Here is a 16,690-nt window from a genome sequence, read left to right as displayed (position 1 = left end):
ACAGGCTCCCTGTTAATGAGCACTCGACGCGGCGGCAGCGCTCGCCGGGGCAGCGCCCGACGCTGCAGCCGACGAGGCGGCCGGCGACGCCGCGGCGGGCGACGAACCCGACGACGGCGCGGCGGCCGGCGCTGCTGCCCCTGCTGCGGCGCCCTGCGCCTGCGCAAGCTGGGCCGCAACGGTCTTCACGGTCGCGCCCGGACGCACCTTGTCGATGCCCTGCACGATCACCCGGTCGCCCGCCTGCAGGCCGCCTTCGACGACCCAGTTCTGCCCCTGCATGCCCGTCGTCGTCAGCGGACGCGGCGCGACCTTGTTGTCCGCGCCCACCACCAGCGCGACCGCCTGCCCCTTCTGGTCATGCGTGACGCCGATCTGCGGCACCAGGAACGCGTTCTCGTTCACGCCTTCCTCGATGCGCGCGCGCACGAACATCCCCGGCAGCAGCACCCGGTTCGGGTTCGGGAAGATCGCGCGGATCGTCACCGAGCCCGTCGCCTGATCCACCGTCACGTCCGAGAACTGCAGCTTGCCCGGCTCCGAGTACGTCTTGCCGTCCTCCAGGATCAGCGACACCTTCGCCGCTCCCGGGCCGCTCGTCTTGATCCGCCCGCTCTGCACGTCCTGGCGCAGCTTCAGCCCGTCGAGGCTCGACTGCGTCAGGTCCACGTACACCGGATCGAGCTGCTGCACCGTCGACATCAGCGTCGCCTGGCTCGCCTGCACGTACGCACCCGGCGTGACCTGCGAGATGCCGACGCGGCCGGTGATCGGCGACACCACGTCCGTATAGCCGAGGTTGATCTGCGCGGTGTCCACCGCCGCCTTGCCGGCGGCGACGTCCGCCGCCGCCTGCCCTTGCGCGGCGACCGCGTTGTCGTAGTCCTGCTTGCTGATCGCGTTCGCGCCCACCAGCACCTTGTAGCGCGCCACCAGTGCGTTCTGCGTCGCGAGGTTCGCCTGCGCCTTCGCGAGCGACGCCTTCGCGCTGTTCAGTTGCGCGAGGTACGGCGCCGGGTCGATCTTGTAGAGGCGCTGGCCGGCCTTGACGTCGGTGCCTTCGGTGAATTCACGGCGCAGCACGATGCCGTCGACCCGCGCGCGCACCTGCGCAACGAGGAACGCGTTGGTGCGGCCCGGCAGTTCGGTGAAGACCGGCACGGTTTCCGGCTGGACGGTGACGACGCCGACTTCCGGCGTTTGCGGCGGCGGTGCCGATTCTTTTTTCCCGCACGCGGCCAGGAAAACGGCGGCCGTCGCGACAGTGATTAAGCGGTATGGAACCCGTTCGACGCGCATGGAGCGACCTCTGTGTGTAACCAATGGAATGAGTGTCGCGCCCGGCCCGGACGCAACACGGATGCGCCTTGCGGCGCGGATCGAACACCTGAATTACTGGACTGCTAGATACAGCAAGCGGCACGGAACCACTGTGCCGACGAAGACGCCCCGAACTGCGGGCTGGTAGTGCTTTGGCGGGAATCAGCAGTGTGGGATATTAACTGATTGCCCCTTTGGCCATTCGATCGTAGGGTGGTATTGTATATACATTCACGAATGTATGTAAAAAGACCCCTCGCCGCCGCGACCGCTGGTATTACGAATCGTTACGAGTCGCTAGGATAGCCCGTTTGCACGGGTACGGCGAGGGATGCGAACCTTATTGTTTCGCCCACCGATCGATCTCCCCAGGCCTGAATATGGTCAGACGCACCAAGGAGGAAGCCCTTGCCACCCGCAACGGCATCCTCGACGCCGCCGAACATGTGTTCTTCGAGAAGGGCGTGTCGCACACGTCGCTCGCGGACATCGCGCATCACGCCGGCGTGACGCGCGGCGCCATCTATTGGCATTTCGCGAACAAGAGCGAGCTGTTCGACGCGATGTTCGATCGCGTCCTGCTGCCGATCGACGAACTGAAGAAGTTGCCGGCCGACGCGCCCGGCAGCAATCCGCTCGACAAGGTCCGCAAGATTCTGATCTGGTGCCTGCTCGGCGTCCAGCGCGACTCGCAGCTGCGCCGGGTGTTCAGCATCCTGTTCATGAAGTGCGAGTACGTGGCGGACCTGGAGCCGCTGCTGCAGCGCAATCGCGCCGGCATGAGCGACGCGCTGCACGCGATCGACGCCGATCTCGCGATGGCCGTGCAACTGAAGTTGCTGCCCGAACGGCTCGACACGTGGCGCGCGACGCTGATGCTGCACACGCTCGTCAGCGGCTTCGTGCGCGACATGCTGATGCTCCCCGACGAGATCGACGCGGAGCAGCACGCGGAAAAGCTCGTCGACGGCTGCTTCGACATGCTGCGCTACAGCCCGGCGATGCTGAAGGACGACTGACGCGCTGCGCGCGCCGGCGCACGCGGCGGCACCGTCAGGCGGCCTGCGCGCGGCGCGCGCGGGCCCGCCGGTTCGACGCGGACACCGACTCGCGCGCCGGCATCGCGCCGCCCGCCAGCCCGGCGATCCATGCGTCGGTCGACATCACCGCCGCGAAGTTCGACTGGAACACCACCGTGTACGCGCGGTGGATCTCCTCGGCGCTTGCCGCGCCGGCCGCGTTCTCGTACGGCACCGCGCCCGTCGCATCCTCCAGATACTCGACGTTCAGCCCCGCATGCGCCGCGTGATATACGGTCGACGCATTGCAGTTGTGCGTCATGTAGCCGGCCACCGCGAGCGTGTCGATGCCGTGCGCGTCGAGCCATGCGGCGAGATCGGTGCCCGCGAACGCGCTCGCGAGCGACTTCTCGATCCGGTGCGCGTACGGCCGCGACGCAACCACCGGATGCAGTTCGACGCCGTCGCTGCCGGGCGCGAAGATCGGCGCGCCGGCCGGCGCGACGTGCTGGACGACGATCACCGGCACGCCGGCCGCGTGCGCGGCATCGATCGCGCGGCCGAGGTTCGCGAGCGACGTGTCGACGGGCGGGTATTCGATCGGCAGGTCGCCCGTCACGTATTCGTTCTGCACGTCGATCACGATGAGGGCGCGGCGGCCGGCGGGCTTCGAAGCGGGCTTCGACATGATGTTCTCCTGGTTCGGACGCGCCGCCCCGCCCCGCAACGGGCGCAGTCGGCAGCGCGATGCGATGCATTGTCGAACCGCGGCGCCGGCCCTGACAGCGGCCCGATTGCCATTCTTCGATAGAATCGGGCCATCCGCATTCCGGAGCCCGCCATGCCCGCCGTCCCCGCCGCCCCCGCCGTCTCTTCTCCCACCGTCGTCGCCGCGATCGCGTTCGACGGCATCAGCCCGTTCCACCTGTCGGTCCCGTCCGTCGTGTTCGGCAAGGAGCGCGACGCGGCCGACACGCCCGCGTTCGACTTCCGCGTGTGCTCGGCGGACCGGGGCCCGCTCGCGACGACCGGCGGCTTCACGATCTCGGCCCCGCTCGGGCTCGATGCGCTGGACGACGCGCAGATCGTCATCGTGCCGAGCTGGCGCGACCCGGACGAGACGCCGCCGGCGGTGCTGCTCGACGCGGTGCGCGCCGCCGCCGAGCGCGGCGCGCTGCTGGTCGGGCTGTGCCTCGGCGCATACGTGCTCGCGGCCGCCGGCCTGCTCGACGATCGCCCGGCGACCACGCACTGGGCGTGGGCGGACGACTTCGCGCGGCGCTTTCCACGTGTGCGGCTCGATCCCGACGTGCTGTACGTCGACGACGGCAACCTGATGACGTCGGCCGGCACCGCCGCGGGGCTCGACTGCTGCCTGCACGTGGTGCGCCGCCGCTTCGGCGCCGACGCTGCGAACCGGATCGCGCGGCGCCTCGTGATTCCGCCGCACCGCCAGGGCGGGCAGGCGCAATACGTGCCGCAGCCCGTCGCCGCGCACCCGCGCGACGCGCGGCTCGCGGGCCTGCTCGACTGGGTGCGCGCGCATCTCGACGCGCCGCACGGCGTCGACTCGCTCGCCGCGCGCGTGCTGATGAGCCGCCGCACGTTCACCCGGCACTTCCGTCAGGCGACCGGCACAACCGTGATCGCGTGGCTGCAGGCCGAACGGCTCGCGCGCGCGCAGCATCTGCTGGAAACCACCGGACAATCGATCGACGCGATCGCGCAGGCGGCCGGCTACGGGTCGAGCGTGTCGCTGCGCCAGCATTTCGCGAGCGCGCTCGGCACGTCGCCGTCGGCCTATCGGCGGGAATTTCGGGGGACGGCGGCGGACGCGCCGAGATGATGGCCGCCGCATGCGCGGCGGCCAGCGGGATGCGGCCTGCGCGGGGTCGCGCTCAGCCGTTGAACCAGCGCGCCGCGTAGAGCAGCAGCGCGACGAACACGATCATCGCCGCCCACGCCCAGACCGGCACCGGAGAGGATGCGCGTTGATGGACCGCGCTGGCCGCCCGGCCGGTCAGCGCGCCGCCGAGGTGCTGCAGCGGCGGACGTTTCGCCGTCCCCGCGAGCGACGCGGGCCGCAGGAACACGTGCTGGCGCCGATGCGCAGTGGTGCGCGCGCGGTTCGGCGCAAGCCCGTGCTTCGCCTGCACCACCGCGCAGAACTCGCTGAAGAAGTCGTCGGCCCATTCGTGCAGCGCGTTCTCGATCTGCCGCGTCGGCAGCTCGGCGAGCGGCCCGGTCGCGGTCGCCCACAGCACGTATTCGACGCGGGTCGCGTTCGCGTCGTCCGACTCCGGCAACAGCACGATTTCGATCTGGCCGCGCAGCGCGCCGATGCCGTCGGCGCGCGCCTTGAAGTTCAGGGTCCGGCGCGGCTGCCCCTCCGCATCGCCCTGCTCGCTCGCGACATGCGCGCGCACGTCGTAGCGCGCCCGCAGCGGGCCGAGCGGCACGGTCAGCGTCAGCGCATACTCGCCGCGCGTCAGCTCGACGAACGATTCACAATGGTCAAAACTCGCGCGCAGCAGCGCGATGTCCTCCAGTGCGTCCCGGACGACCGACGGCGCAAGCGGCACGCGTAATGCGTCGTTCAGTTCCATGATGCCTCCCCGATGAACACTTGCCGCTCAGGACGTCTCGACGAGACTGTCGACCCGCGCGGCATCGAAGGCGACATAGCGCGCAAGCGCCAGCGCCGCCGACTTCGGTTCCTCGTAACTCCATGCGGCGTTTTCGATCACGCCGTCTTCCGTCTGCAAATCGAAATAGGTCGCTTGCCCCTTCAGCCCGCAGACGGTCGTCAGGCGCGACCGCACGAGCCGGCTCATGTTGACGTCGGCGCGTGGCAGGTAGTAGACGTCCCGCAGGCCCGACTCGCGCACGGTCAGCGCGCCGAGCGTATCCGCGTACGTAATCCCCCGATGAATCACGCGCACGCGATGGCGATTCGGCACGATTTCGAGACGAGGGTCGGCTGCAGCGGTCATCGATCTCCTCCTACGGACGGCCCGGCGGGCGGGCCGGGGTGCGCACCAAGAAGCAAAAAAGCCACGGCGCGGGCGCCGTGGCTTTCATTATCGGCGAAAGTCGCACGAATTGTGCGACTGTCGCCATCAACCGGACATTGCAGGCTATTTCGCGGACCAGGTGAACGCCTGCTTCGCGCCGCCCTTCGCGCCCACCGTGACGCTGTGCGTCTCGTCCTTGCCCTGGTACGACGCTTGCACCGTGTAGCGGCCCGGCGGCAGCTTCACGAGCATGTACGGCCCGCGCGCGTCGGTCTTCAGCACTTCGGCGCCCTTCGCGTCGGTGATCCGCACGTGGACGTCGGCCAGGAACTCGCCGCCCGCACCCGTGAAGCGCAGCGCGAGCGGCCACGCGGCTTCGTTGCGCTGGAACGCCGTCGATTCGTCCTGCCCGATGCCGCCGGACACGAAGGTGACGTCGCCCTGTTGACGCGCGGCGGGCAGGCCGTCCGACTGCGCGTATGCGCCGGTGGCGCCGGCCGCGACACCGACGGCCAGCGCCGCGGCGATCGCAAATCGGGACATGCTGCGTGGATGTTGCATGGCACTCTCCTTTGGGTCGGAACGGAGGCCTGTTCGCGCCGCCGGCGGGTGGCCGGCGGCGCGTGCCGGTCAGCTCAGGTCGACCGGCACGAAGATCTGCGCATTGTCGCGCTGGATCAGCAGCGCGAGGCTGTTGCCGGCGCCCTTCACCGCGTCGCGCAGCTGTTCGGGGCTCGTGACCGGCCGGCCGTTCACCGCGAGGATCACGTCGCCCGGCTGGATGCCCGCGCTGGCGGCCGGGCCGCCCGCCTGCTGGACGAGCAGCCCGTGCGACAGCTGCGTCGCGCTGCGCTCCTGCGGCGACAGCGGCCGCACCGCGACGCCGAGCCGGCCCTGTTCGACCGGACCGCCGTCGTTCGACGCGACCTTGGCGTCGGCCATCGAGCCGAGCGTCACGCTGACCGTCTTCTTCGACTTGTCACGCCAGATCTGCAGGTCGGCCTTGGAGCCGGGCTTGAAGCTCGCGATCTGTGACGGCAGCGTCGTCGAGTCGGCCACCGGCATGCCGTTGACCGCCAGGATCACGTCGCCCGGCTGCAGGCCCGCCTTCGCGGCCGGGCCGTTCGGGTCGACCGAGCTGACGAGCGCGCCGTCCGGCTTCGGCAGCCCGAACGAGCTGGCCAGCGTCTGGTTCAGCCCCTGCACCGCGACGCCGAGGCGGCCGCGGCTCACGTGGCCCGTCTTCACGAGCTCGTCCTTCACCTTGATCGCCTCGTTGATCGGGATCGCGAACGACAGGCCCTGGAAGCCGCCCGTCTGCGAATAGATCATCGAGTTGATGCCGATCACTTCGCCCTTCAGGTTGAACAGCGGGCCGCCCGAGTTGCCGGGGTTGACCGGCACGTCGGTCTGGATGAACGGCGTGTAGTTCTCGTCGGGCAGCGCGCGCGACTTCGCGCTGATGATGCCGGAGGTCACCGTGTTGTCGAAGCCGTACGGCGAGCCGATCGCGACCACCCACTGGCCGACCTTGCTCTGCGCCGGATCGCCGATCTTCACGATCGGCAGCCCGCTCGCGTCGATCTTCAGCACCGCGACGTCGGACTGCTTGTCCGCGCCGACGACCTTCGCCTTGTATTCGCGCTTGTCGGTCAGCTTCACGGTGACGACGTTCGCGCCGTCGATCACGTGCGCATTCGTCAGGATATAGCCGTCCGGGCTGACGATGAATCCGGAGCCGAGGCTCGCGCTCGGCTGCTCGTCCGGCTGCGCGTCGCCGCCCATGCCGGGCATCTGGCCGTAGAAGTGCTTGAAGAACTGGTAGAACGGGTCGCTCGGGTCGATCGGCAGCTGCGGCTGCTGCATGCGCCGCGCAGTCTGCTTCACCACGTGCTTCGCGCTGATGTTCACGACCGCCGGGCCGTAGGTCTCGACGAGCCCGGAGAAATCGGGGATGCCGGTCTTCGCGGCCGCTTCGGCCGGCATCAGCGCGGCCGCCTGCGCGGGCGTGATGATCTGCGGCTCGGCACGCCGGGTGCCCGCGACATAGCCGGCGGACAGCGCGGCCGCCACCACGACGGCGACAGCGCCGCGCGCAAGGAATCGGGTGTTCATCGTAGGACCTCCTCTTTTGTTACAGCGCAGCGTAACGACCCTGACTTAAAGGAGGCTTAATCAGCCTTAAACCGGGCTTAAACCACCGCCGGAACGCTCGTGAACAGACTTCTGCGCCGATCCTGCCCAACCCCGCTCCCTTACACTTGCTCGGACTGACGCGACGCCTCGGCCGGCATCTCGGCATTGCGAAACACGACGCTGACGAGCAGGCCGCCCGCCGCCGCGTCGCCGAGCGTCACCGTCGCGCCCTGCTGCGCCGCAACACGCTTGACGATCGCGAGGCCGAGCCCGCTGCCCGACACGTCGGTGCGGGCCCGCGCGGAGCTGTCGCGGTAGAAGCGGTCGAACACGCGCTCGCGCTCGTCGGCCGGGATGCCCGGGCCGCTGTCGCCGATCTGCACGCACGCGCGGCCGGCCGCGTCGCGCATCAGCGACACGTCGATGCGGCCGCCGTCGGGCGTGTACTTGACCGCGTTGTCGAGCAGGTTGCCGAACATCACGCGCAGCGCGGCGACATCGGCGACGACCCGCGCGGGCTGCGACTCCTCGAAGCCGAGGTCGATGCCGCGCCGCTGCGCGAGCGGCGCGTGCGCGGCCGCGCATTCGGCGAGCAGCGCCTGCAGGTCGACCGCCTCGCGCACCGTCCCGCCGTCCGGTTCCGAGCGGGCGAGCGCGAGCAGCTGTTCCGCGAGGCGCGTCGCGCGCGTGACGCCGTCCTGCAGGTCGGCGAGCGCCTCACGGCGCGACGCGTCGTCCTTCGCGCGCCCGACGAGCTGCGCCTGGATCTGCACGGCAGCGAGCGGCGTGCGCAGCTCGTGCGCGGCGTCGGCCACGAACGCCTTCTGCGTGTCGAGCGCCGACGACAGCCGCGCGAGCAGCCCGTTCAGCGCATGCACGAGCGGCTGCACCTCGAGCGGCAGCGGCGCATCGGGCAGCGGATCGAGCGCCTCGGGCCGGCGCGCCTCGACCGCGCGCGTCACGCGGCGCAGCGGCGCGAGCCCGCGCCCGACGATCATCCACACGGCCGCGCCGAGGAACGGCAGCAGCACGATCAGCGGCCACAGCGTGCGCAGCGCGACGTTCGCCGCGAGCCGATTGCGCACCGACACCGGCTGCGCGAGCTGCACGACGTTGTCGCCGACGATCGCGCCGTACACGCGCCATTCGCCGCGGTCGGTGCGCTCGGTCGAGAAGCCGAGCTCGGCGCGCGGCGCGATCGGCGCGCGCGGATGCGAGAAGTACATCAGCACGCCGTTGCGGTTCCAGATCTGGATCACGATGCCTTCGTCGCCGTTGGTGCGCGAGCCGAACACCTGCGAGAACGGCTCGGACGGCAGCGCCGCGGCGATCTCCTGCAGCTGGTAGTCGAACAGCTCGTTCGCCTCCGCGAGCGCCTGCCGGTAGATCAGCCAGCCGGCGAGGCCCACGCCGGCGACGACGATCGCCAGCAGCCAGATCAGCAATTGATGACGGATCGACCTCACGCGTCAGCTTTCCTTCACGACCATGTAGCCGAGCCCGCGCACGTTGCGGATCAGGTCCGAACCGAGCTTCTTGCGCAGCGCGTGGATATAGACCTCGACGGTGTTGCTGCCGATCTCCTCGCCCCAGCCGTACATCTTCTCCTCGAGCTGGCTCTTCGACAGCACCGCGCCGGGCCGCGCGAGCAGCGCCTCGAGCAGCGCGAACTCGCGCGCCGACAGCGCGACGGGCGCGCCGTCGAGCGTCACCTGGTGCGAAGCGGGATCGAGCGTCAGCGCGCCGTGCCGGATCAGCGACTCGCTGCGCCCCGCCTGGCGGCGGATCAGCGCGCGCATCCGCGCGCCCAGCTCGTCGAGATCGAACGGCTTGACCAGGTAGTCGTCGGCGCCCGCGTCGAGCCCCTTCACGCGATCGGCGATCGCGTCGCGCGCGGTGACGATCAGCACCGGCAGCGCCAGCCCGCGCGCGCGCAGCGTGCGCAGCACGTCGATGCCGTCGCGCTTCGGCAGGCCCAGATCGAGCAGCAGCAGGTCGTACGTCTCGCCGCCGAGCGCGGTGAGCGCCGCGTCGCCGTCCTGCACCCAGTCGACCGCGAAGCCGTCCGAGCGTAGCGCCTTGCGCACGCCCTCGGCGATCATCCGGTCGTCTTCGACAAGCAATATCCGCATCTGGGTCGGCATCCGTGGGACGAGTGAATCATGCCGAACATTGTAGCGCCGCGGATTGCGTGCGCGGCATCGTGCGCCGCACCGCGGCGGTTTCATCGGATCCGACCCAACTTGTCTCTACAATGTGCGCTTTGGCGCCGCGCGCGCCTCGCTCACGCACCCGCTTTCCCGTATTCGTCCATGCCGATTTCCGTCCTCGCCGCCCGGTTCGCGCCCCGCGCCCGCCTCTGCCTGCGCGCCGCCGCCGTCCTCGCCGCCTGCGCCACCCTGTCCTTCGCGCCGCCCGCGCAAGCCCGCAAGAAGCCGCACAAGCCGCCCGTCGTGTCCGCCGCCGCGCGCGCGGCCGGCCTGCCGCCGTCCGTGCTGGTCGCGCTGCAGCGCGCGAAGGTGCCCGCGTCGGCAATCAGCGTCGTCGTCGAGCGGGTCGGCGATCCGGAGCCGCTCGTCGCGTGGAACGCGAGCCGCCCGATGCTGCCGGCGTCGACGATGAAGCTCGTCACGACCTTCTCGGGCCTGTCGATCCTCGGCCCCGACTTCCGCTGGCGCACGTCCGCCTATGCCGACGGCACGCTCGACCCGGACGGCACGCTGCAAGGCAACCTGTACATCAAGGGCACCGGCGATCCGAAGCTCGTGCCGGAGGAGCTGATCGACCTCGTCGACAAGATCCGCAAGGCCGGCATCAAGCGCGTGAGCGGCGGCCTCGTGCTCGACAAGACCTATTTCGCAGCGTCGACGCGCGACCTGCCGGCATTCGACGACGACGCGAGCGCGCCGTACAACGTCGGCCCCGACCCGCTGCTGTACGCGTTCAAGGCCGTCTCGTTCACGCTGACGCCGGGCGACGACGGCAAGGTCGCGATCGACGTGCTGCCGCCGCTCGCGAACCTGTCGATCGACAACCAGCTCTACGAAGGCAACGGCTCGTGCGGCGCGGCAGCCGCCTCGGCACGCCCGACGCTGACGGCGGGCGACGGCATGCTGACCGCATCGTTCGCGGGCGACTATCCGCTGCGCTGCGGCGCGCGCACGACCAACCTCGCGATCCTCGACCACTCGACGTTCTTCGCGCGCGGCTTCCTCGCGCTGTGGCAGCAGGACGGCGGCACCATCGCGGGCCCCGTGAGCGAGGGCAAGGTGCCGACGACCGCGCGGCCCGTCGCCGTGCACCACAGCCCGGTGCTCGGCAGCGTCGTCTACGACATCAACAAGTTCAGCAACAACGTGATGGCGCGCAACCTGTTCCTGACGATCGGCGCGCAAAGCGGCAAGCCGCCCGCGACGCCCGAGCAGTCGAGCCGCGTGATCCATGCGTTCCTGCAGAAAAGCGGCATCGCGATGCCGGAGCTCGTGCTCGACAACGGCTCGGGCCTGTCGCGCGACGAGCACGTGAGCGCGCAGTCGCTCGCCGCACTGCTGCAGGCCGCGAACGCGAGCCCGGTCGCGCAGGCGTTCATCGATTCGCTGCCGATCGCCGGCATCGACGGCACGATGAAGAACCGGCTCACGAACGCGGGCGTGCTCGGCAACGCGCACATCAAGACCGGCACGCTGCGCGACGTGCGCGCGATCGCCGGCTACGTCGCGGGCGCGGACGGCCAGGGCTACGTCGTCGTCAGCTTCATCAACGACGAGCACGCGGAAGCCGCGCGCGCCGCGCACGACAGCCTGCTCGAATGGATCTACGCGGGCGCGCGCTGACGGCCGCGCCGGCGGCCGGCGCGCGGCCGCCCGGGCCACCCGCGCCGACAAAACGGGGCCGCACCGCGCAGCCCCGCACGGCGCGGCTTCGGTAGAAACCCTGTCCTCTGAGGGAACCCTCTACGCTCCCCTCTCGCCTAGCGCGACCCGATTGCGTAGGCTGTCGCCTGACCAATATTCACAATCGGGCGACTGCCCGGCCACGAGACTTGCAGGGGAAAGAAGGAGGAGACACGCCCATGCGATTCGACGTCGAATTGCTTCTGCTCGCGCTGGCGCCCGTCTTCCTGCTCTGCATCGGCTGGGAGGCCTGGCACTTCGCCCGCACCCGCCCGCAGGACGCCGTCTACGGCTGGCGGGACACGCTGTGCAACGCCGCGCTCGCGCTGATGCACCAGGGCGCCGACAAGGTCGCATGGCTGTTCGTGATTCCCGTGTACGCGTACTGCTACCAGCATTACCGCCTCTTCACGTGGCAGGACGGCTGGCTGTCGTTCGCCGTGCTGTTCGTCGCGCAGGATCTCCTCTACTACGTGTTCCATCGCGCGAGCCACCGCGTGCGCTGGCTGTGGGCCGCGCACGTGGTGCACCACTCGTCCGAGCGGATGAATTTCTCGACCGCGATGCGCCAGAGCCTGATGTATCCGGTCGCCGGCATGTGGGCGTTCTGGCTGCCGCTCGCGCTGCTCGGCTTCCCGCCGCAGCAGATCGTCGGCATCGTGCTGATCAACCTCGCGTTCCAGTTCTTCGTGCATACGCAGGCGTTCGGCAAGCTCGGCTGGATCGAGTACGTGTTCAACACGCCGTCGATCCATCGCGCGCACCATGCGCGCAACCCGCGCTACATCGACCGCAACTATGCGGGCGTGCTCGTGATCTGGGATCGGCTGTTCGGCAGCTTCGTCGAGGAGACGCCGGCCGACCCGCCCCGATACGGAATCGTCGAGCGGCTCGGCTCGAACAATCCGCTCGTCGCGACGTTCCACGAGTGGGGATCGATGGCCGCCGACGCGTGGCGCGTGCCCGGGTGGCGCGACAAGCTGCGCGCGGTTTTCGGGCCGCCCGAATGGGCGAGCGCTTATCATGCACGGATTGCCGACGCCACCGACGACGATCCGCGCACCGTGCCGCCCGCGGGCGCGAACCGCTAGAGAATAACTTTCAGCCAACGGCCGCCGCGACCCGGACCTGAGCGGGCATGCGGCAGATGCGAAACATCAGGCCATATCTACGAGGAGATCGATCGATGCAACCACAACGAACCGCACCGTCCCGCGCACGGCACCGCCTGCTGCGCACCGCCCAGGTTGCGATCGCAGGCGCCGCATTCGCGCTGCTCGCCGCATGCGGCGGCGGCGACGACAACAACAACAACGCGTCCGCCACGCCGCCGTCCGGCGTGAAGATGCAGATCGTGTCGTTCGGCGACAGCCTGTCCGACGTCGGCACCTATTCGCAGATCCTGCTCGGCTTCGGCGGCGGCCGCTTCACGACCAACCCGGGGCAGGTCTGGACGCAGAACGTCGCGAATTACTACGGCGACACGCTGCAGCCCGCCAACCAGGGCGGCTTCGGCATCCCGCTGCAGGCCACCGGCGGCCTCGGCTATGCGCAGGGCGGCGCGCGCGTCACGCTGCAGCCGGGCATCGGCCACGCGGACGCGAGCGTGCCGAATTCCGACTTCGCTCAGGCGACGACGACGCCGATCGCCGACCAGCTCAAGCAGTACCTGTCGCAGCACGGCAGCTTCAACGCGGGCCAGATCGTGCTGATCAACGGCGGCGCGAACGACATCTTCTATCAGGCGCAGGTCGCGCAGGCGCAAGGCAACACGCCGGCCGCGCAACTCGCGGCCGCGCAGGCGATCGGCCTGGCCGCGCAGCAGCTCGGCGGGCTCGTCCAGCAGATCGTCGCGGCGGGCGGCACGCACGTGTTCGTGTCGAACATCCCGGACATCGGCGGCACGCCGCTCGCGCTGCAAGGCGGCACGCAGGCGACCTTCACGCAGCTGTCGGGGCTGTTCAACCAGACGCTCGCCGGCACGCTGGCCGCGCTGAAGGTCGATCCGACGAAGTACAAGCTGGTCGATGTGTTCACGTGGCAGGACGGCATCGCGGCCAACTATCAGGCGAACGGCTTCGCCGTGTCGAACACCGACACCGCGTGCAACCTGAAGGCGATGGTGGCAGCTGCGACGAAGTTCGGCGCGCCGGTACCGACGGCCTTCGGCTCGTCGCTGTTCTGCTCGCCGCAGACCTACACGACGGCGAACGCGGACCAGACCTACATGTTCGCCGACACGGTCCACCCGACGACGCGCCTGCACGCGCTGTTCGCGCAGTTCGTCGAGCAGCAGATCGCATCGACCGGCGTCGGCAAGTAAGCACGACGCGGCGCGCAACAAAAAACGCCCGACCGGTTCGCGCCGGTCGGGCGTTTTCTTTTCATCTCGTCCGCGAGCGCCGCCGCGGCAACCGCTTCCGGTCCCTACCCCTGCGCTTCGAACGCGGCCGCCGCGCGGCCGAGCCGGTCGTTGACCGCGATCCATTCGACGGTGTCCGGCAGCTTCTCGACGAGGATCCGCGCGACGTCCGCCCGGTCGAGCGCACGCAGCATCCCGTAGAGCGCGTGCGCATACGCCTGCGGATCTTCCGGCGCGGCGATGAAATGCACGTCGGCGGCCTGCGCCCAGCGGCCCGCGCACGATGCGCGCGCGACCAGCGCGACCCGTTCGCCGGCCGCATGCGCGGCGGCGAGCAGCGGCTCCAGTTGATCGAACGGCAGCAGCGCGAGCGGCGTGCGCGGCGCGTAATGCGCCTTCAGCGTGCCGGACGCGCGCGGCGCGGTCGCGTCGCTGCCGTCAGGCAGCCGCGGCGCGCGGCCGAGCACGTCGGCGATCTGCTGCGGGCTCACATGACCCGGGCGCAGCAGCGCCGGGAAGCCGCGCGACAGGTCGAGGATCGTCGATTCGATGCCGACTTCCGACGGCCCGCCGTCGAGCACGTGCACCGTGTCGCCGAACTCGTCGCGCACGTGCTGCGCGGTCGTCGGGCTCACGTGCCCGAAGCGGTTCGCGGACGGCGCCGCCACCCCGCCGTGCCCGCCGCGCCGCGCGCTGAACGCGTCCAGCAGCGCCTGCGCGACCGGGTGCGACGGGCAGCGCAGCCCGACCGAGTCCTGCCCGCCGCTCACGGCGTCCGGAATGCGCGGATGGCGCTTCAGGATCAGCGTCAGCGGGCCGGGCCAGAACGCGCCGATCAGCTTGCGCGCATCGTCGGGCAAGGCTTCGACCCAATAGCCCGGATCGCCGCCCGGCGGCAGGTGCACGATCACCGGATGATTCGCCGGCCGGCCCTTCGCCGCATAGATGCGCGCGACGGCCTCGGGATTGGCCGCGTCGCCGCCGAGCCCGTAGACGGTTTCGGTCGGAAACGCGACGAGCTGGCCCGCATCGAGCAGCGCGGCGGCGGCGTCGATCTGCGCGCGCGTCACGGTCTTCGGAAGATCGCTGGACATCGGCACGGCACTCAGTCGAGCGGCACGCGCAGCAGCTGCGCGCACGCGGTGGCCGCGCCGAGCGCGTCGTCGCGCGTCGCGGCCGTGAAGTTCACGTGGCCCATCTTGCGGCCGACGCGCGCCTCCTCCTTGCCGTACAGGTGCAGATGCGCGGCCGGCATCGCGGCGACCTGGTCCCACGGCGGCGTGACCGACGCGCCCGCGGCGCCGTCCGGGAACCACACGTCGCCGAGAATGTTCAGCATCGCGGCCGGCGAATGCTGGCGCGGGTTGCCGAGCGGCATGCGCGTCATCGCGCGCACCTGCTGCTCGAACTGGCTCGTCGCGCACGCGTCGACCGTGTAGTGGCCGGAATTGTGCGGGCGCGGCGCCATCTCGTTCGCGACGAACGAGCCGTCTTCGAGCACGAAGAATTCGACGCACAGCACGCCGACGTAGCCGAGCGTGTCGGCGATCCGCACCGCGGCCTGCTGCGCCTTCTCGACGAGCGCGGCGTCGGCGGCCGGCGCCGGCACGACCGTCAGCGACAGGATGCCCGCGTGGTGGGTGTTCTGCGCGAGCGGGAACGCGGCCGAGCGGCCGTCGGCGCCGCGCGCGATCAGCGCCGACACCTCGTACTTCAGCGGCAGGCGCTTTTCCAGCACGCACGGCACGCCGCCGAGCGCCGCGTGCGCGTCGCGCACTTCCTGCGCGCTGCTCACCCGCACCTGCCCCTTGCCGTCGTAGCCGAGCCGCGCGGTCTTCAGGATGCCCGGCAGCACCGTGTCGAGCGCCGCATCGTCGAGCGCGGCGAGCGCCGCGGCCGATTCGATCACCACATGCGGCGCGACCGGCACGCCGGACGCCTCGATGAACCGCTTCTCCGCGATCCGGTCCTGCGCGACCGCGACGCAGCGGCCGGCCGGCGCGACGAACGTCGTGCGCGCGAGGAAATCGAGGCTCGCGGCCGGGACGTTCTCGAACTCGGTCGATACCGCGTCGCACAGCGCCGCCAGTTCGCCAAGCGCGGCTTCGTCGTCGTACGCCGCGCGCAGGTGGCGGTCGGCGACCGCGCCGGCGGGGCTCGTCGGATCGGGATCGAGCACGGCGACGCGGTAGCCCATCGCTTGCGCGGCGAAGCAGAACATGCGGCCGAGCTGGCCGCCGCCGACCATGCCAAGCCAGGCGCCGGGCAGGATCGGAGAAGTGGATTGAGAAGTGGTCATGTCAGTGGTCGGTCACGGCGGGCAGCGCGCCCGCCGCAGTGAGGACAATCCGGGTTCGACTGCCGGGTTGCCGGGCAGCCCTGGTCCGGGCGGCCCGTTGCGTTCATTCCAGCGGCGGCAGCACCATCGCGTGCGCGGCCTCGTTCTGGCGCACGCGGAACGCGGCGAGCCGGTTCGCGTAGTCGGCCGACGTGCCGGACAGGATCGACACCGCGAACAGCGCCGCGTTCGCCGCGCCGGCCTCGCCGATCGCGAAGGTCGCGACCGGCACGCCCTTCGGCATCTGCACGATCGAGTGCAGCGAATCGACGCCCTTCAGGTACTTGCTCGCGACCGGAACGCCGAGCACCGGCACCGTCGTCTTCGCGGCGAGCATGCCCGGCAGGTGCGCCGCGCCGCCCGCGCCGGCGATGATCGCGCGCAGGCCGCGCTCGCGCGCCTTCTCCGCATAGTCGAACATCTCGTCGGGCATCCGGTGCGCGGACACGACCTTCGCCTCGTACGGCACGCCGAACTCCTGCAGGATGGCCACCGCATGCTTCATCACGTCCCAGTCGGAACTCGAACCCATCAGCACGCCGACGAGCGGCGCGCTGTGCGTGTGGGCGGTCTGGACTTCACTCATCGCGCGTTCCTTTCGTCGAAGC

16 protein-coding genes are annotated in these 16,690 nt (G+C 70.3%); 5 read left to right on the top strand and 11 right to left on the bottom strand.

The genetic code is table 11. The features are described 5' to 3' along the window. Positions 1-12 precede the first annotated feature (12 nt). Positions 13-1,299, bottom strand: a complete 1,287-nt coding sequence (locus tag HWX31_RS14085; protein WP_174963786.1) for an efflux RND transporter periplasmic adaptor subunit — start codon at positions 1,297-1,299, stop codon at positions 13-15. 401 nt (positions 1,300-1,700) lie between these two features. Here HWX31_RS14085 and HWX31_RS14080 point away from each other — a divergent pair, with 401 nt between their 5' ends. Continuing rightward, a complete protein-coding gene (locus HWX31_RS14080; RefSeq protein WP_059610445.1) occupies positions 1,701-2,339 on the top strand; it encodes a TetR family transcriptional regulator in 639 nt (212 codons plus the stop codon). A gap of 34 nt (positions 2,340-2,373) precedes the next feature. Here HWX31_RS14080 and HWX31_RS14075 read toward each other — a convergent pair whose 3' ends face one another. Beyond that, on the bottom strand, positions 2,374-3,027 hold the full coding sequence (locus HWX31_RS14075; RefSeq protein ID WP_174963785.1) for a cysteine hydrolase family protein: 654 nt from the start codon (positions 3,025-3,027) through the stop codon (positions 2,374-2,376). 153 nt (positions 3,028-3,180) lie between these two features. Here HWX31_RS14075 and HWX31_RS14070 point away from each other — a divergent pair, with 153 nt between their 5' ends. Then, positions 3,181-4,185: a helix-turn-helix domain-containing protein gene (locus tag HWX31_RS14070; protein WP_174963784.1), complete on the top strand. Its 1,005-nt coding sequence runs from the start codon at positions 3,181-3,183 to the stop codon at positions 4,183-4,185. Positions 4,186-4,237: 52 nt separating this feature from the next. Here the strand turns inward: HWX31_RS14070 and HWX31_RS14065 are convergent, their stop codons facing one another. The 6 genes from HWX31_RS14065 to HWX31_RS14040 all read right to left on the bottom strand — a co-directional run bounded on the left by HWX31_RS14065 (position 4,238) and on the right by HWX31_RS14040 (position 9,621). Continuing rightward, a complete protein-coding gene (locus tag HWX31_RS14065) occupies positions 4,238-4,945 on the bottom strand; it encodes an SRPBCC family protein (RefSeq protein WP_059713856.1) in 708 nt (235 codons plus the stop codon). Between the two features lie 27 nt (positions 4,946-4,972). Continuing rightward, positions 4,973-5,332 (bottom strand): DUF427 domain-containing protein, encoded by a 360-nt coding sequence (locus HWX31_RS14060; protein ID WP_174963783.1) that lies wholly within the window; start codon positions 5,330-5,332, stop codon positions 4,973-4,975. Positions 5,333-5,476: 144 nt separating this feature from the next. Further along, complete coding sequence (locus HWX31_RS14055; RefSeq protein WP_174963782.1) at positions 5,477-5,914, bottom strand: carboxypeptidase-like regulatory domain-containing protein; 438 nt, start codon at positions 5,912-5,914, stop codon at positions 5,477-5,479. A 69-nt stretch (positions 5,915-5,983) separates the two neighbouring features. Then, complete coding sequence (locus HWX31_RS14050; protein WP_174963781.1) at positions 5,984-7,468, bottom strand: DegQ family serine endoprotease; 1,485 nt, start codon at positions 7,466-7,468, stop codon at positions 5,984-5,986. A 140-nt stretch (positions 7,469-7,608) separates the two neighbouring features. Beyond that, the gene (locus HWX31_RS14045; RefSeq protein WP_059610451.1) at positions 7,609-8,955 is read right to left on the bottom strand and encodes an ATP-binding protein; all 1,347 of its coding nucleotides are present in this window, start codon (positions 8,953-8,955) and stop codon (positions 7,609-7,611) included. Between the two features lie 3 nt (positions 8,956-8,958). Then, positions 8,959-9,621, bottom strand: coding sequence for a response regulator (locus tag HWX31_RS14040; protein WP_047898916.1), 663 nt, complete (start codon positions 9,619-9,621; stop codon positions 8,959-8,961). Between the two features lie 180 nt (positions 9,622-9,801). On the opposite strand from HWX31_RS14040, the gene dacB reads away from it, so the two are divergent. The 3 genes from dacB (at position 9,802) to HWX31_RS14025 (ending at position 13,705) form a co-directional block, all read left to right on the top strand. Next, the gene (dacB, locus tag HWX31_RS14035) at positions 9,802-11,322 is read left to right on the top strand and encodes a D-alanyl-D-alanine carboxypeptidase/D-alanyl-D-alanine endopeptidase (protein ID WP_174963780.1); all 1,521 of its coding nucleotides are present in this window, start codon (positions 9,802-9,804) and stop codon (positions 11,320-11,322) included. A 239-nt stretch (positions 11,323-11,561) separates the two neighbouring features. Then, on the top strand, positions 11,562-12,473 hold the full coding sequence (locus HWX31_RS14030; RefSeq protein ID WP_174963779.1) for a sterol desaturase family protein: 912 nt from the start codon (positions 11,562-11,564) through the stop codon (positions 12,471-12,473). A gap of 95 nt (positions 12,474-12,568) precedes the next feature. After that, positions 12,569-13,705, top strand: a complete 1,137-nt coding sequence (locus HWX31_RS14025) for an SGNH/GDSL hydrolase family protein (protein ID WP_174963778.1) — start codon at positions 12,569-12,571, stop codon at positions 13,703-13,705. A gap of 104 nt (positions 13,706-13,809) precedes the next feature. Here the strand turns inward: HWX31_RS14025 and HWX31_RS14020 are convergent, their stop codons facing one another. From HWX31_RS14020 to purE, 3 genes are all read right to left on the bottom strand, one after another. Continuing rightward, a complete protein-coding gene (locus tag HWX31_RS14020; protein ID WP_174963777.1) occupies positions 13,810-14,838 on the bottom strand; it encodes an L-threonylcarbamoyladenylate synthase in 1,029 nt (342 codons plus the stop codon). A gap of 11 nt (positions 14,839-14,849) precedes the next feature. Continuing rightward, positions 14,850-16,043, bottom strand: coding sequence for a 5-(carboxyamino)imidazole ribonucleotide synthase (locus tag HWX31_RS14015; RefSeq protein ID WP_174963776.1), 1,194 nt, complete (start codon positions 16,041-16,043; stop codon positions 14,850-14,852). 103 nt (positions 16,044-16,146) lie between these two features. Continuing rightward, a complete protein-coding gene (gene purE / locus HWX31_RS14010; RefSeq protein WP_006763511.1) occupies positions 16,147-16,668 on the bottom strand; it encodes a 5-(carboxyamino)imidazole ribonucleotide mutase in 522 nt (173 codons plus the stop codon). Between the last annotated feature and the right edge of the window lie 22 nt (positions 16,669-16,690).

Origin of the sequence: Burkholderia ubonensis (genome assembly GCF_902833085.1) — a bacterium.
GTDB lineage: Bacteria > Pseudomonadota > Gammaproteobacteria > Burkholderiales > Burkholderiaceae > Burkholderia > Burkholderia ubonensis.
The sequence above is the reverse complement of the archived record's forward strand: the minus strand, read 5'-3'. Positions and strand labels throughout refer to the sequence as shown.

Excerpts from the sequence above, each read along its gene's own strand:
- HWX31_RS14080 (WP_059610445.1), top strand. The coding sequence starts at position 1,701 with ATGGTCAGACGCACCAAGGAGGAAGCCCTTGCCACCCGCAACGGCATC.
- HWX31_RS14060 (WP_174963783.1), bottom strand. The coding sequence starts at position 5,332 with ATGACCGCTGCAGCCGACCCTCGTCTCGAAATCGTGCCGAATCGCCAT.
- HWX31_RS14075 (WP_174963785.1), bottom strand. The coding sequence starts at position 3,027 with ATGTCGAAGCCCGCTTCGAAGCCCGCCGGCCGCCGCGCCCTCATCGTG.
- HWX31_RS14020 (WP_174963777.1), bottom strand. The coding sequence starts at position 14,838 with ATGTCCAGCGATCTTCCGAAGACCGTGACGCGCGCGCAGATCGACGCC.
- HWX31_RS14040 (WP_047898916.1), bottom strand. The coding sequence starts at position 9,621 with ATGCGGATATTGCTTGTCGAAGACGACCGGATGATCGCCGAGGGCGTG.
- HWX31_RS14030 (WP_174963779.1), top strand. The coding sequence starts at position 11,562 with ATGCGATTCGACGTCGAATTGCTTCTGCTCGCGCTGGCGCCCGTCTTC.
- HWX31_RS14055 (WP_174963782.1), bottom strand. The coding sequence starts at position 5,914 with ATGCAACATCCACGCAGCATGTCCCGATTTGCGATCGCCGCGGCGCTG.
- HWX31_RS14085 (WP_174963786.1), bottom strand. The coding sequence starts at position 1,299 with ATGCGCGTCGAACGGGTTCCATACCGCTTAATCACTGTCGCGACGGCC.
- HWX31_RS14050 (WP_174963781.1), bottom strand. The coding sequence starts at position 7,468 with ATGAACACCCGATTCCTTGCGCGCGGCGCTGTCGCCGTCGTGGTGGCG.
- HWX31_RS14065 (WP_059713856.1), bottom strand. The coding sequence starts at position 4,945 with ATGGAACTGAACGACGCATTACGCGTGCCGCTTGCGCCGTCGGTCGTC.
- HWX31_RS14025 (WP_174963778.1), top strand. The coding sequence starts at position 12,569 with ATGCAACCACAACGAACCGCACCGTCCCGCGCACGGCACCGCCTGCTG.
- HWX31_RS14015 (WP_174963776.1), bottom strand. The coding sequence starts at position 16,043 with ATGACCACTTCTCAATCCACTTCTCCGATCCTGCCCGGCGCCTGGCTT.
- HWX31_RS14070 (WP_174963784.1), top strand. The coding sequence starts at position 3,181 with ATGCCCGCCGTCCCCGCCGCCCCCGCCGTCTCTTCTCCCACCGTCGTC.
- dacB (WP_174963780.1), top strand. The coding sequence starts at position 9,802 with ATGCCGATTTCCGTCCTCGCCGCCCGGTTCGCGCCCCGCGCCCGCCTC.
- purE (WP_006763511.1), bottom strand. The coding sequence starts at position 16,668 with ATGAGTGAAGTCCAGACCGCCCACACGCACAGCGCGCCGCTCGTCGGC.